Source organism: Gordonia caeni, from assembly GCF_039537105.1.
Classification (GTDB): domain Bacteria; phylum Actinomycetota; class Actinomycetes; order Mycobacteriales; family Mycobacteriaceae; genus Gordonia; species Gordonia caeni.
Map to the genome: position 1 here is coordinate 332,208 of NZ_BAAAZW010000005.1, position 13,619 is coordinate 345,826.

13 protein-coding genes are annotated in these 13,619 nt (G+C 69.9%); 12 read left to right on the forward strand and 1 reads right to left on the reverse strand.

Annotated features, from left to right (window positions below; translation table 11 throughout):
• Positions 1–49 precede the first annotated feature (49 nt).
• From ABD732_RS10600 to ABD732_RS10655, 12 genes are all read left to right on the forward strand, one after another.
• Positions 50–904 (forward strand): acyl-CoA thioesterase, encoded by an 855-nt coding sequence (locus ABD732_RS10600; RefSeq protein WP_344783384.1) that lies wholly within the window; start codon positions 50–52, stop codon positions 902–904.
• On the forward strand, positions 901–1,518 hold the full coding sequence (gene pdxT, locus ABD732_RS10605) for a pyridoxal 5'-phosphate synthase glutaminase subunit PdxT (protein WP_344783386.1): 618 nt from the start codon (positions 901–903) through the stop codon (positions 1,516–1,518). The genes ABD732_RS10600 and pdxT overlap by 4 nt, the downstream gene beginning before the upstream one ends.
• Positions 1,515–2,270 (forward strand): YebC/PmpR family DNA-binding transcriptional regulator, encoded by a 756-nt coding sequence (locus ABD732_RS10610; RefSeq protein WP_344783388.1) that lies wholly within the window; start codon positions 1,515–1,517, stop codon positions 2,268–2,270. The genes pdxT and ABD732_RS10610 overlap by 4 nt, the downstream gene beginning before the upstream one ends.
• A gap of 131 nt (positions 2,271–2,401) precedes the next feature.
• Entirely contained in the window at positions 2,402–3,004 is a 603-nt protein-coding gene (gene ruvC, locus ABD732_RS10615) for a crossover junction endodeoxyribonuclease RuvC (RefSeq protein ID WP_344783517.1), read from the forward strand.
• Positions 3,001–3,597, forward strand: coding sequence for a Holliday junction branch migration protein RuvA (gene ruvA / locus ABD732_RS10620; protein WP_344783390.1), 597 nt, complete (start codon positions 3,001–3,003; stop codon positions 3,595–3,597). Before ruvC ends, ruvA begins: the two co-directional genes overlap by 4 nt.
• Positions 3,594–4,718 (forward strand): Holliday junction branch migration DNA helicase RuvB, encoded by a 1,125-nt coding sequence (ruvB, locus tag ABD732_RS10625; protein ID WP_344783392.1) that lies wholly within the window; start codon positions 3,594–3,596, stop codon positions 4,716–4,718. The genes ruvA and ruvB overlap by 4 nt, the downstream gene beginning before the upstream one ends.
• Before the next feature lie 70 nt (positions 4,719–4,788).
• Entirely contained in the window at positions 4,789–5,241 is a 453-nt protein-coding gene (locus tag ABD732_RS10630) for a preprotein translocase subunit YajC (protein ID WP_344783394.1), read from the forward strand.
• Between the two features lie 11 nt (positions 5,242–5,252).
• Positions 5,253–6,854 (forward strand): protein translocase subunit SecD, encoded by a 1,602-nt coding sequence (gene secD / locus ABD732_RS10635; RefSeq protein WP_344783396.1) that lies wholly within the window; start codon positions 5,253–5,255, stop codon positions 6,852–6,854.
• Positions 6,854–7,930: a protein translocase subunit SecF gene (gene secF / locus ABD732_RS10640; RefSeq protein ID WP_344783398.1), complete on the forward strand. Its 1,077-nt coding sequence runs from the start codon at positions 6,854–6,856 to the stop codon at positions 7,928–7,930. The genes secD and secF overlap by 1 nt, the downstream gene beginning before the upstream one ends.
• A gap of 35 nt (positions 7,931–7,965) precedes the next feature.
• Positions 7,966–9,654 (forward strand): ABC transporter substrate-binding protein, encoded by a 1,689-nt coding sequence (locus ABD732_RS10645; RefSeq protein WP_344783400.1) that lies wholly within the window; start codon positions 7,966–7,968, stop codon positions 9,652–9,654.
• On the forward strand, positions 9,651–10,217 hold the full coding sequence (locus ABD732_RS10650; RefSeq protein ID WP_344783402.1) for an adenine phosphoribosyltransferase: 567 nt from the start codon (positions 9,651–9,653) through the stop codon (positions 10,215–10,217). The genes ABD732_RS10645 and ABD732_RS10650 overlap by 4 nt, the downstream gene beginning before the upstream one ends.
• Positions 10,218–10,242: 25 nt before the next feature.
• Entirely contained in the window at positions 10,243–12,546 is a 2,304-nt protein-coding gene (locus ABD732_RS10655; RefSeq protein ID WP_344783404.1) for a RelA/SpoT family protein, read from the forward strand.
• An 18-nt stretch (positions 12,547–12,564) separates the two neighbouring features.
• On the opposite strand, the gene ABD732_RS10660 is transcribed toward ABD732_RS10655, so the two are convergent.
• On the reverse strand, positions 12,565–13,539 hold the full coding sequence (locus ABD732_RS10660; protein WP_344783406.1) for a peptidylprolyl isomerase: 975 nt from the start codon (positions 13,537–13,539) through the stop codon (positions 12,565–12,567).
• Positions 13,540–13,619: the final 80 nt, after the last annotated feature.

Genomic DNA, 13,619 nt, shown 5'->3' on the forward strand with positions numbered 1-13,619 from the left:
ACTCCCGCCCCGTCCCGGCCGCGGCGCACCGGGGTGCGATAATCGGCAGGTGCCGAGAATCGAGGAGATCCTTGCCGTCGAGCGGATCGACAACGACATCTACCGAGGTGGGGTGTTCCCCAGTGGGCTGCGCCGGACGTTCGGCGGACAGGTGGCCGGCCAGGCGCTGATCTCGGCGACCAAGACCGTCGACCCGGATTTCGCCGTGCATTCACTGCACGGCTACTTCCTGCGGCCCGGCAAACCGGACCGGCCGGCGGTGTTCCTGGTCGACCGGATCCGGGACGGACGTTCGTTCGTGACCCGCCGGGTGACCGGCGTGCAGAACGGGGAGGCCATCTTCTCCATGTCGGCGTCCTTCCACATCACCGGCGACGAGGGGATCGATCACCAGGACTCGGTGCCGCCCGCCGTGGACCCTGCGACGCTGCCCGACGAGATGGACGTCGACGACCCGGTGAAGCGTGACCTCTTCCGGGAGTGGGAGAACTTCGACGTGCGGATCGTCCCGCGCGACCAGCTGGTGACCGGCTCGAGTTTCGCTGCGCAGCAGCGCGTCTGGTTCCGATACCGGGACCCGCTGCCCGACGACCAGTTGCTGCACGTCTGCACTCTGGCCTACATGAGCGACATGACGCTGCTGGGCTCGTCGAAGGTGCCGCATCCCGGCGTCCAGGCGCAGACCGCGTCGCTGGATCACGCCATGTGGTTCCTGCGCCCGTTCCGCACCGACGACTGGCTGCTCTACGACCAGACCTCGCCGTCGGCTACCGGCGGCCGCGCTCTGACCCAGGGACGCATCTTCGACCGCGCCGGCCGCATGGTCGCCGCCGTGACGCAGGAGGGCCTCACCCGCACCAACGTGCCCGCCGATCAGATCTCGATCATGAAAGCCGGCTCGTGACGGCAGTGGTCGGCGTGTTGGCGCTGCAGGGTGACGTGCGTGAGCACCTGCAGGCGCTGACCGCCTGCGGGGTCGAGGCGGTCCCGGTCCGCCGGGAGTGCGAACTGAGCGAGCTCGACGGCATCGTGCTGCCCGGCGGGGAGTCGACGACGATGAGCAAGCTGCTCGGCGTCTTCGGTCTGTTCGACCCGCTGAGGACGGCGATCGGCGCCGGTCTGCCCGCCTACGGCTCGTGCGCGGGCATGATCTTGCTGGCCTCGACGATCCTGGACACCCGCCCCGATGCGCGGCATCTGGACGCGCTCGATGTGACCGTGCGCCGCAACGCCTTCGGCCGGCAGGTCGAGTCCTTCGAGACGGATCTGGATTTCACCGGGATCACCGGCGACGGCGAGCCCCCGCTGCGCGCCGTCTTCATCCGCGCACCGTGGGTCGAAGCTGCCGGGCCCGGCGTGCAGATCCTGGCCACCGTGCCGGACGGACCGGCGGCGGGGCGTATCGTCGCTGTTCGTCAACGGAACGTGCTGGCCACATCGTTCCACCCGGAGGTCACCGGCGATCTCCGCGTCCATCGCTACTTCGTAGACATCGTCAAGGAAGGGAGACCCTCATGAGTGGACACTCCAAATGGGCCACCACCAAGCACAAGAAGGCCATCATCGATGCCAAGCGCGGCAAGATGTTCGCCAAGTTGGTGAAGAACATCGAGGTCGCTGCGCGCACCGGGGGCGGCGATCCGGCAGGCAACCCGACGCTCTTCGACGCCATCCAGAAGGCCAAGAAGTCCTCGGTCCCCAACGACAACATCGAGCGCGCCCGTAAGCGCGGCGCCGGCGAAGAGGCCGGCGGCGCCGACTGGCAGAACATCACCTACGAGGGATACGGGCCCAACGGCGTGGCCGTCCTGATCGAGTGCCTCACCGACAACCGCAACCGGGCCGCCAGCGAAGTCCGGACCGCGATGACCCGCAACGGCGGCAACATGGCCGATCCCGGATCGGTCTCGTACCTGTTCACTCGCAGGGGGGTGGTGACCCTGGAGAAGGCCGACCAGACCGAGGACGACATCCTGATGGCGGTGCTCGACGCCGGCGCAGACGAGGTCAACGACCTCGGCGAGAAGTTCGAGGTGGTCTGCGAGCCGACCGACCTGGTGGCGGTGCGCACCGCGCTCCAGGAGGCGGGTATCGACTACGACTCGGCCGAGCCGGACTTCCGCGCCTCCGTCGAGGTGCCGGTCGACGCCGACGGGGCCCGCAAGGTCTTCAAGCTGGTCGACGCGCTGGAGGACTCCGACGACGTCCAGGACGTGTACACCAACGTCGATCTCAGCGACGAGGTCCTGGCCGAACTCGACGAGGACTGATCCGCCGGGCCGGAGCGCCCATCGTTCGCGGTGCTCAGCGCCGGTGCCGGCGCGTGTCGCCGCCGGTCCGTGACACCCCCGTACGTTAGAATGTCGAACAGTTGTTCGTAGTCTGATGGAAGGTGGCGGCGGTGCGCGTCATGGGTGTGGATCCCGGGCTGACCCGGTGCGGTATCGCTCTGGTGGAGTCCGGTGCCGGCCGCGCGGTGACCGCACTGGACGTCGACGTGGTGCGCACACCGGCCTCGATGGAACTGCCCGAACGTCTGCTGGCGATCCACGCCGCCGCCGAACACTGGATGGACGTGCATTCTCCGGACGTGGTGGCCGTCGAACGCGTCTTCGCGCAGCGGCAGGTGAGCACCGCGATGGGCACGGCCCAGGCCGCCGGGGTGGTGGCGCTGGCCGCGGCCCAGCGCCGGGTGCCCGTGCGCTTCCACACGCCGAGCGAGGTGAAAGCCGCGGTCACCGGCTCCGGCCGCGCCGACAAGGCCCAGGTCACGATGATGGTGACCCGCATCCTCGGGATGCAGCAGGCGCCCAAACCGGCCGACGCCGCCGACGCCCTCGCGCTGGCGATCTGCCACTGCTGGCGCGGTGCGGCGGGCGAGCGGATGGCGGCCGCGGCCGAGAAGGCCCGCGTCGCCCAGGAAGCCCACCGGCGGCGCCTGGCTGAGGCACGAACAGAACAGGCACGAGCAGAGCAGGCACGACAGAAGGCGGGACAGAAGTGATTTCGTCGGTCTCCGGAGAGATCATCGACATCGCGCTCGACCACACCGTGGTCGAGTGCGCCGGCGTGGGTTACCGGGTACTCGCCACGCCGCCGACGCTCGCGACCCTGCGCCGCGGCGACCGAGTTCGTCTGATGACCGCGATGGTGGTCCGCGAGGACTCGATGACGCTGTACGGCTTCACCGATCCCGATGCGCGCGAACTGTTCGGCGTCCTGCAGACGGTCACCGGGGTAGGACCGCGGCTGGCGATGGCCACGCTCGCGGTGCTCGAACCCGACCATCTGCGGCGGGCGCTGGCCGATTCGGACGTCAAAGCACTGACCACCGTGCCCGGGATCGGCAAGCGCGTGGCCGAGCGCCTGGTGGTGGAACTGCGCGACAAGGTCGGCGCGCCCACCGGCACCGCCGGCACGGCCGCGCCCGGCGCCGTGGGCGGTGTCGGCGGCCAGGTGACCGAGGCGCTGGTGGGCCTGGGCTTCACCGAGAACGCCGCCGAGCGTGCCGTCGCGACCGTCCTCGCCGAGCAGCCCGACGCCGACTCCCAGACGGCACTGCGCGCAGCCCTGGCCGGACTCGGTCCCCGGCGATGAACGGGGACTTCGGGGACACGGGGGAGTTCGGGGACACGGGGGAGTTCGGGGACGAGGAGTTGCTGGCGCCGTCGACGGTGCCCGGCGACACCGAACTCGATGCGAGCCTGCGGCCCCGGACACTCAGTGAGTTCATCGGCCAGGCCAAAGTACGCGAGCAGTTGGAGCTGGTGCTGCACGCGGCCCGCAACCGGGGCCGCACCCCCGACCACATCCTGCTGTCGGGCCCCCCGGGACTGGGGAAGACGTCGCTGGCGATGATCATCGCCGCCGAACTGGGAGCGGCCATCCGGATCACCTCGGGCCCGGCCCTCGAACGCGCCGGAGATCTGGCGGCGATGTTGTCGAACCTGGTCGAGGGCGACGTGCTGTTCATCGACGAGATCCACCGGATCGCGCGGCCCGCCGAAGAGATGCTGTACCTGGCGATGGAGGACTTCCGCGTCGACGTGGTGGTCGGCAAGGGCCCCGGCGCCACCTCGATCCCGCTCGACGTGGCTCCCTTCACCCTGGTCGGTGCCACCACCCGGTCCGGGGCGCTCACCGGTCCGCTGCGCGACCGATTCGGCTTCACCGCCCACATGGAGTTCTACGAGAGCACGGAGCTGGTGCGGGTACTGCGCCGCTCGGCCGCCATCCTGGGCATCGCCCTGGCTGAGGAGGCCGCCGCCGAGGTGGCGAGCCGTTCGCGAGGCACGCCGCGCATCGCCAACCGGCTGCTGCGCCGGGTCCGCGATTACGCCGAGGTCCGGGGCGACGGGCAGGTCGACGTCGCCAGCGCCCGGGCGGCCCTGGCCGTGTACGACGTCGACGAGCTCGGGCTGGACCGCCTGGACCGCGCCGTGCTCGGCGCCCTGGTGCGAGGCTTCGGCGGCGGACCGGTCGGGGTGTCCACCCTGGCCGTCGCCGTAGGGGAGGAGCCGGCCACCGTCGAAGAGGTCTGCGAACCGTTCCTGGTGCGGGCCGGGATGATCGCCCGGACCCCGCGCGGCCGGGTGGCCACCGCCGCGGCCTGGCGTCACCTGCACCTGACGCCCCCGGCGGGCGCCCTCAACCAGACCATCGGCGTGCGGGCACGCGAGGAGACCGGCCCGACGCTGTTCGGCGACCCGGAGGTCTGAGCGGACCGCGCCGGCGTTCCGGCCACCCTGGCGACGACCGCGAGGACCCACGCCTGGCACTATGGAGCGCATGGATGGACTCTTCCTGCCCCTGATCCTCGCCCTCGCCGTGGCGTTCCTCTTCATCAGCTTTCGCAACCAGAAGAAGCGCACCGCGGCGATGGCCGAGCTCAAAGCCCAAGCGGTGCCCGGTGCCCGCGTTCAGCTGAGCTGCGGCCTGTTCGGCACCCTGCACAGCGACGACGGCGGCGACACCGTGGACGTGGAGATCGCGCCCGGCGTGATCACCACCTGGAATCGCCTGGCCATCCGCGAGGTGGTCGCCGAGCAGCCCGCGCCGGGTCTGGACGACCTCGACGACTCCGTGGCCGGCGACTCGGTGCCCGACGACGCCAGCAGCATCTTCGGCGACGACGCCCCGGCCGGCGAGAACCCGGCGGACGAGAACCCGGCCGGCACCGAGGACGTCGCGTCGGACGACTCGCCGGTGTCGCCCGACGATAACGATTCGAAGGACAAGTAGGCTTTCCGCCCGTGAGCAATCCCACCCCACGTCCGCGCCGGACCACGGCGCGACACGGCGTTCCGCCGTGGCAGCCGCTGACAGCGTTCATCGTGCTGCTCGGTCTGATCTACGCACTGGTGTTCTTCACCGGAGACGGCAAACCGGAACCCAAGCTCGGCATCGACCTGCAGGGCGGCACCCGAGTGGTCCTGACCGCCCGGACCGACGACGGGCGGGCGCCGCAGCGCGAACAGCTCGATCTGGCCCGCCAGATCATCGAGCAGCGCGTCAACGGCCTCGGCGTCGGCGGCTCGGAAGTGGTGGTGAACGGCAACAACATCGTCATCACCGTCCCCGGTGACGACGGCAAGCAGGCCCGTGCGCTGGGCCAGACCGCCCGCCTGTACATCCGGCCGGTCGAACCGTCCCTCGGCCGCATCGAGGCCGTGCAACAGCCGGAAGCGCAGGGCCCCCGGCCCGCGGAGATGACGGCCGCCCAGCAGGCCGAAGCGATCGACGAGGCCCGCAAACTCCGGCAGGCCCCCGCCGACGCCGACGAGGCCCGGCTGCAGCAGCTGCGCGAGCAGATGGGCAAGCTGAACTGTTCGGCCGAAGCCAACGATCCGCTGATCGGTCACGACCGCCCGGACGAGTACCTGGTCACCTGTGACGAGGACGGACAGTACGTCTACCTGCTCGAGCCGATGATCATCGACGGCCGCGACGTGGAGAAGGCGGCGGCCAACCAGAACCAGACCGGCGCCTGGGTGGTGACCGTCGACTACAAGGGCGAGGGCCGCAAGACCTGGGCCGAGTACACCGGCGCCAACATCGGCCGGGACACCGCCGTGACTCTGGACTCGCAGGTGGTCAGTGCGGCCACCATCCGGTCGCAGATCAGCGGCAGCACCGAGATCAGCGGCGACTTCACTCAGGAAGAGGCCACCGCGCTGGCCAACGCCCTCAAGTACGGTTCACTGCCCCTGTCGTTCACCGCGTCCGAAGCCGAGACGGTGTCGGCCACCCTGGGCTGGCAAGCCCTGCGCGCCGCGCTCATCGCCGGCGTCATCGGCCTGATCGCCGTGCTGATCTACTCACTGGCCTACTACCGGATGCTCGGCTTCCTGGCGGCCGGCTCGCTGATCCTGGCCGGCGCCATGGTCTACGGCATCATGGTGCTGCTCGGCCGATGGATCGGCTTCACCCTGGACCTGGCCGGCATGGCCGGTCTGATCATCGGTATCGGCATGACCGCCGACTCGTTCGTCGTCTACTTCGAGCGCATCAAGGACGAGATGCGCGAAGGCCGCAGCTTCCGGTCCGCGGTACCGCGTGGTTGGTCCAGCGCTCGCCGCACCATCTGGACCGGTAACGCGGTCAGTTTCATCGCCTCGGTGGTGATCTATGTGCTGGCCGTCGGCGAGGTCCGCGGCTTCGCCTTCACTCTGGGCCTGACCACCGTTCTCGACGTCCTGGTGGTGTTCATGGTGACCCATCCGCTGGTGGAACTGGCGACTCGATCGGAGTTCCTGTCCAGACCCAGTATCAACGGTCTCGGCGCGGTCAGCGAGGTGGCACGCGAACGCCGCCAGGCCGCCGCGCGCAAGCGTTCGGATAAGGAGTCGGTCTGATGACCCACGAGCAGCCACCGGCCCAGACCGAGACCCTCGACACCTCACCGACCACCGACTGGTCCGACGACGACTACCGGGCCGACAAGAAGCGCGGCTTCTTCTCCCGCCTCTACAGCGGAACCGGCGCCTTCGACATCATCGGCAAACGGCGACAGTGGTACATCGTCTCCGGACTGATCCTGCTGATCTGCATCCTGTCGATGGTCTTCCGCGGTTTCACCTTCGGTATCGACTTCGAGGGCGGTACCCAGATCTCGCTGCCCAACAAGGCGCCGCTGACCACCTCGTCGGTGGAAGAGGTCGTCACCGATGCGCTCGACATCGCACCCCAGCAGGTGCAGACCGCCGGCACCGGCGCCGCCTCGACCATCCAGGTCCGCATCGAGCACCTGGACCAGGCGCAGACCGTCCAGGTCTCCGAGGCGCTGGCCGACGCCTTCGCCCCGGCGATCGGGGTGGCCGACGTCAGCAGTTCCGACGTCAGCAGTACCTGGGGCGCCGAGATCACCCGCAAGATGGTGATCGCCCTGATCGTCTTCCTGGTGATCGTCTTCGTCTACATCGCCGTGCGGTTCGACAGAGAGATGTCGGTCGCGTCGATGGCCTCGCTGTTCTTCGACCTCGTGGTGACGGCCGGCATCTATTCGCTGGTCGGATTCGAGGTGACCCCGGCGATGGTGATCGGGCTGCTGACCATTCTGGGCTTCTCCGTCTACGACACCGTGGTGGTCTTCGACAAGGTGGAGGAGAACACCCGGGGCGTCCTGGCGACCCGGCGAAGAACCTATGCCGAACAGACCAACCTCGCCGTGAACCAGACGTTCATGCGCTCGATCAACACCACCGTGATCTCGGTGCTGCCGATCATCGCGCTGATGGTGATCGCCGTCTGGATGCTGGGCGTGGGCACCCTGAAGGACCTGGCACTGGTGCAGTTGGTCGGCGTCATGGTGGGCACCTTCTCGTCGATCTACCTGGCCTCGCCGCTGCTGGTCACGCTCAAGGAGCGCCGCAAGGACATCAGCGACCACACCCGCAAGGTGCTGGCCCGGCGGGAGCGGAGCGCGGCGTGACCGCGCGCCGGGGGGCCCGGGGCAGGCGCGCCCTGGTGAAGGGAACCGTCGTCGGTCTCGCGGCCGTCCTGGCGGCCACCCTCGCCGCGTGCGGCGACGGCGAACGCGACCAGATCGACTACCTGGTCGACGCCGGCGTCAGCAACTACAACGTCAACACCGTGGACGGCTACGCCTCCGGCGCCGTCATGGCGCTGGCCCGGGTGCAGCCCGGCTTCAGCTATCTCGGTCCGGACGGACAGGTGGTCGCCGACCGCGACATCGGCACCGTGAACGTCGAAGACGGGGCCTCGCTGACCCTCCGGTACACCTTCGCCGAGACCGCCGAGTACTCCGACGGCCGGCCCATGGTGTGCGACGACATCGTGCTGGCGGCCACCGCGATGGGCGGCAAGGTCCGCGGCTTCGCCACCGCCACCACGGCCGGGTACCGCGACATCGCCTCCGTCGACTGCACGCCGGGGGATAAGACGGCCGTGGTCACCTTCGCCCGCGGCCGCGACTACGCGCAATGGCCCGCACTGTTCGGGGTGGGCAGCATGCTTCCGGCGCACGTGGTCGCTCGAAAGGCCGGGGTGACCGATCTGGTCGGGGTGCTCGGCTCCCGGGATCAGGACGCCATCGGCAAGATCGCCGACGCCTGGAACACCGGCTTCGCCCTCGCCCCGGGCCAGGAGATCGATCAGGACGAGTTCGTCTCGGCCGGTCCGTACCGCCTGTCCCGCTACACGCCGGAAGAAGGCCTGGAACTGGTCGCCAACGACGCGTGGGGCGGCGACCGGCCGGTGACGACGCACGTCACCGTCTGGCCGCGCGGCACCGACGCGGACTCGGCCATCGGCGACGGCCGGGTGGAGGTGGTCGACACCTCCGACCTGAGCACCGGTGACCGGGTGCTCGGCCGGGCGACCGCCGAGTACAACGGCCAGGAGAACCGCGCCGGTGCCAAAGACCCGTCGCCGCTGTCGGTGACGCAACTCGTTCCCGCCGCCCGCGGTGTCATGAACGACCTGCTGGTGCGCCGCGCCTTCGCCAGTTGCGTGCCGCGCGACAGCCTCGCCCGCCGATTCGGCTCCAACGGACTGGTCTGGTCGCTGCGGACCGTGGCGCCGGGAGACTCGCTCGGCGGCGCCCTGAACGAGCAGTACGCCCGCCGCTATCCGCGGGCGGACATCAAGCGCGCGCGGGACCTGCTCGACGAGCGGCCCGCCGGCGAGAACGGCAGGCGTCCCGCCGTCACCGTCCGCCTCGGCTACGTCGGACCCGACCCGGTAGCGCAGGCCGTGGTCGCCGAGATCGCCGGCTCCTGCCGCGCGGCGGGCATCACCGTCACCGACGCGGCCGCGCCCGACCTCACCCCGGGCGCACTCGGCCGCGACGTCGATGTGCTGCTCACCAACGGCGCCACCGGTTCGGCAGCCGCGGGCACCGCCTCCGGGTTTCCCGACGCCTACCAGCTCTTCGGCGGCGATCCGCTGAACCTGACCGGCCTGCGCAGCCCGCGGGCATCCGGCGCGATCGCCGATCTGTCGCTCACCCAGTCCGACAGCGCCCGCCTGCCGCTGATCCGCACCGCGGAGACGGCGGCCTGGGACGCGCTGGCCTCCATCCCGCTGTACGGCACCGTCCGGTCCCGCGAACACACCGGCAAGGTGAGCCAGGTGGTACCGGGGCTGGCCCGCACCGGCACCGGCTGGAACATGGACCGCTGGGTGCTCAATTGACCGCGGCGGCCACCCCGGACTCGGTGCACCGCGCCCGGGCCGCGATCACGCGGCACATCCGGCTGGTGGAGGACTTCCCCTCGCCGGGGATCGCCTTCAAAGACCTCACACCGGTGCTGGCCGATCCGGACGGTCTGGACGCCGTGGTCGCGGCGCTCGCCGAGTACTGCGCCGGAGCCGACCTGATCGCCGGCATCGATGCGCGCGGTTTCCTCGTGGGCGGTGCGATCGCCCGGGAACTCGGCGTCGGCGTGGTGGCCGTCCGCAAGGGCGGCAAACTTCCCCCGCCGGTGATCGGGGTCGACTACCAGCTGGAGTACGGCAGCGCCCGGCTGGAGGTGCCCGCCGCCGGGATCACCCTGCGCGGCCGTTCGGTCGCCGTCGTCGACGACGTACTCGCCACCGGCGGCACTCTGATCGCGACCGGAAAGCTGCTTGCGGAGGCCGGTGCCCGGGTGCACGGATTGTCGGTGATCATGGAGCTGGACGGCATGGGCGGCCGGGAGGCCGTGGCCGCCGGACTGGGGGCCGACGTGCCGGTCCACAACCTGTGCGGCGGGTGACCCCGGTGGTGGCTAAGCTTTCACCATGAGTGAAGCGGACACCGGTCGCCGGCCCGACGAGGGAACCCCCCTGAGTTCTCGTCGGGTTCGCGCCCGGCTGGCCCGGCGGATCACCGCCGGTCCGCGCAGTCCGATCGATCCGGTGCTCGAGCCGTTGGCCACCCTGCACCGGGAGGTGTACCCCAAGGCCGACGTCGCAGTGCTCCAGCGGGCCTACGAGATCGCCGCCGCCCACCACGACGGTCAGTTCCGCAAGTCCGGCGACCCGTACATCACCCACCCGCTGGCGGTGGCCACCATCCTGGCCGATCTCGGGATGGACACCATCACACTGGTCGCCGCCCTGCTGCACGACACCGTGGAGGACACCGGCTACTCGCTGGAGGAGCTCGAAACCGATTTCGACGCCGAGGTGGCTCACCTGGTCGACGGCGTCACCAAACTCGACAAGGTGGCCCTGGGCAGCGCCGCCGAGGGCGAGACCATCCGCAAGATGATCATCGCGATGGCGCGCGATCCGCGCGTCCTGGTGATCAAGGTGGCCGACCGCTTGCACAACATGCGCACCATGCGGTTTCTGCCGCCGGAGAAGCAGGCCCGCAAGGCGCGCGAGACCCTCGAGGTGATCGCGCCGCTGGCGCACCGGCTCGGGATGGCGACGGTCAAGTGGGAGCTGGAGGACCTGTCGTTCGCGATCCTGCACCCCAAGCGCTACGAGGAGATCGTGCGCCTGGTGGCCGATCGGGCGCCCAGCCGCGACACCTATCTGGCCCGGGTGCGCAGCGATCTGAACAATGCGCTGGGCGGCTCCCGCATCCAGGCGACGGTGGAGGGCCGCCCCAAGCACTACTGGTCGATCTATCAGAAGATGATCGTCAAGGGCCGAGACTTCGACGACATCCACGACCTGGTCGGCATGCGGATCCTGTGCGACGAGGTGCGCGACTGCTACGCCGCGGTCGGCGTGGTGCACTCGCTGTGGCATCCGATGGCCGGCCGGTTCAAGGACTACATCGCCCAGCCGAGCTACGGCGTCTACCAGTCGCTGCACACCACCGTGATCGGCCCGGAGGGCAAGCCGCTCGAGGTGCAGATCCGCACCCACGACATGCACCGCACCGCCGAGTTCGGCATCGCCGCCCACTGGCGGTACAAGGAAGGCCGGAAAGGCAAGGGCCGCAAGGCCGTCGACACCACCGAGGTCGACGACATGGCCTGGATGCGGCAACTCCTCGACTGGCAGCGGGAAGCCGCCGACCCGGGGGAGTTCCTGGAGTCGCTGCGCTACGACCTCGCGGTCAAGGAGATCTTCGTCTTCACGCCCAAGGGCGACGTGCAGACCCTGCCGACCGGCTCGACCCCCGTGGACTTCGCCTACGCGGTCCACACGGAGGTGGGGCACCGCTGTATCGGCGCCCGCGTCAACGGGCGGCTGGTGGCGCTGGAGCGTCCCCTGGAGAACGGCGAAGTGGTGGAGGTCTTCACCTCCAAGGACGAGAACGCCGGGCCCAGCAAGGACTGGCAGGGCTTCGTGGTCTCCCCGCGCGCCAAGGCCAAGATCCGGCAGTGGTTCGCCAAGGAGCGCCGCGAGGAGGCGCTGGAGGCCGGCAAGGAGGCGATCATCAAGGAGGTGCGCCGCGGCGGTCTGCCGCTGCAGCGCCTGATGTCCGCCGAATCGGTCACCGCGCTCGCCAAGGAACTGGGCTACAACGACGTCGACGCGCTCTACACCGCGGTCGGCGAGCGGAACCTGACCGCCGGCCGGGTGGTCCACCGCCTGGTCACCATGCTCGGCGGCGTGGAGAGCGCCGAGGAGGAACTGGCCGAGCGCGCCACCCCGTCCAGTGTGTCGCAGCGCCCGCGCACCACCCCCGGCGACGCCGGCGTCGAGGTGGAGGGCGTCGACAACATCCTGATCAAGCTGGCCAAATGCTGCACCCCGGTGCCCGGCGACGAGATCCTGGGCTTCGTCACCCGCGGAGGGGGCGTGAGCGTGCACCGCGACGACTGCACCAACGCGGCGGCGCTGCGGGCACAGGAGGAACGGCTGCTGCCGGTCCGCTGGGCGCCGAGCCCGTCCTCGGTCTTTCTGGTCGCGATCCAGGTGGAGGCGCTCGACCGGCACCGGCTGCTCTCGGACATCACCCGGGAACTGGCCGACGAGAAGGTCAACATCCTGTCGGCGACGGTGCAGACCACCCGCGACCGGGTGGCGGTCAGCAAGTTCACCTTCGAGATGGGCGACCCGAAACATCTCGGGCACGTGCTGAACGTGGTCCGCAACGTCGAAGGCGTCTACGACGTCTACCGCGTCACCTCGGCCGCCTGAGCGGCGGCCGGATCCGGCTCAGTCGCGGACGCTGGTGCCGGTGATGACGACCTCGGTCTTGGGGACGCCCGACTGGATCGGCTCGCCCTCCTTGACCTCTCCGGCGCCCGGGCCCGGGCTGATCCCGCCGTCGCGGACCTTGTCCAGGACGGCCAGGCCGTCTTCGTCGACGCTGCCGATCACGGTGTAGTTGGGCAGCAGCGGGCTGTCCTTGAGGAAGAAGTAGAGGTTGCCCGAACCGGTGTTCGCGCTGCCCGGCTGCATCTGCATGGGGTTCTCGGGCTGGTTGACGTTGAACACGGCGACCGTGCCGCGCGGGTAGACCACCAGCTGCTCGTTGGGATCGAGCGGGTTGGCCTCGCCGTGCTCCTCCAGCCCGGTGGGCTGCTCGTCGGGCATGCTCCAGCCCGGATTGCCGCCGGCCCAGCCGGTCGACGTGCCGGCGGTGCCCGTCGGATCGCCGCACAGGATCGCGCCGGCATCGTCGGTGACGGTCATGCCGTGGCAGGGGACGTCGTCGTAGTAGCCGTCCTGCGCCAGCGACAGGACGCCGTTGACGTTGCAGGCCCCGTCAGCGCGGTCGAGGGTGGTCGGGATGGCACCCGCGGTGGTGTCGAAGGTGAGGCCGACGGTGCCTTCCTTGAGCGGGTGGTCGTCCGGCTTGGGGGAGGTGCGCTGAAGCTTCTCGCCCTTCTTGTACAGATCGAACAGCTCCTGCGTCTGCTGGCGCTGCTCGGCCGGGACGGTGTCGGGCAGCTCGTCCGGAATCTGGTCGAAGGGGTTGACGGCCTCGTTGTAGGTGCAGTTGACGCGACGCCCGTTGTCCCAGGCCCGGTAGACGAAGAAGCCCGCCACGGCGGCGATCACCAGGACGACGACGCCGCCGGCGGAGACCCACATGAGGCGGCGGCGGCGCGTCTGCTGCCGCTCGGCCTCGAGTCGCTGTTCCAGCTTGCGCTTCGCGGCTTCGCGGCGCTCCTCATTGGTCGTCACGCGGGGGAACCCTCCTGGTGGACTGCCGACGTGCGCACCACGACGGCCCATCGGCGCCCAATGCTATCGCAGCGCACCGC

What these genes read in the sequence shown, in the direction of transcription:
- ABD732_RS10610 (WP_344783388.1), top strand. Translation starts at nt 1,515, where the DNA reads ATGAGTGGACACTCCAAATGGGCCACCACCAAGCACAAGAAGGCCATC.
- ruvB (WP_344783392.1), top strand. Translation starts at nt 3,594, where the DNA reads ATGAACGGGGACTTCGGGGACACGGGGGAGTTCGGGGACACGGGGGAG.
- ABD732_RS10630 (WP_344783394.1), top strand. Translation starts at nt 4,789, where the DNA reads ATGGATGGACTCTTCCTGCCCCTGATCCTCGCCCTCGCCGTGGCGTTC.
- secF (WP_344783398.1), top strand. Translation starts at nt 6,854, where the DNA reads ATGACCCACGAGCAGCCACCGGCCCAGACCGAGACCCTCGACACCTCA.
- ABD732_RS10655 (WP_344783404.1), top strand. Translation starts at nt 10,243, where the DNA reads ATGAGTGAAGCGGACACCGGTCGCCGGCCCGACGAGGGAACCCCCCTG.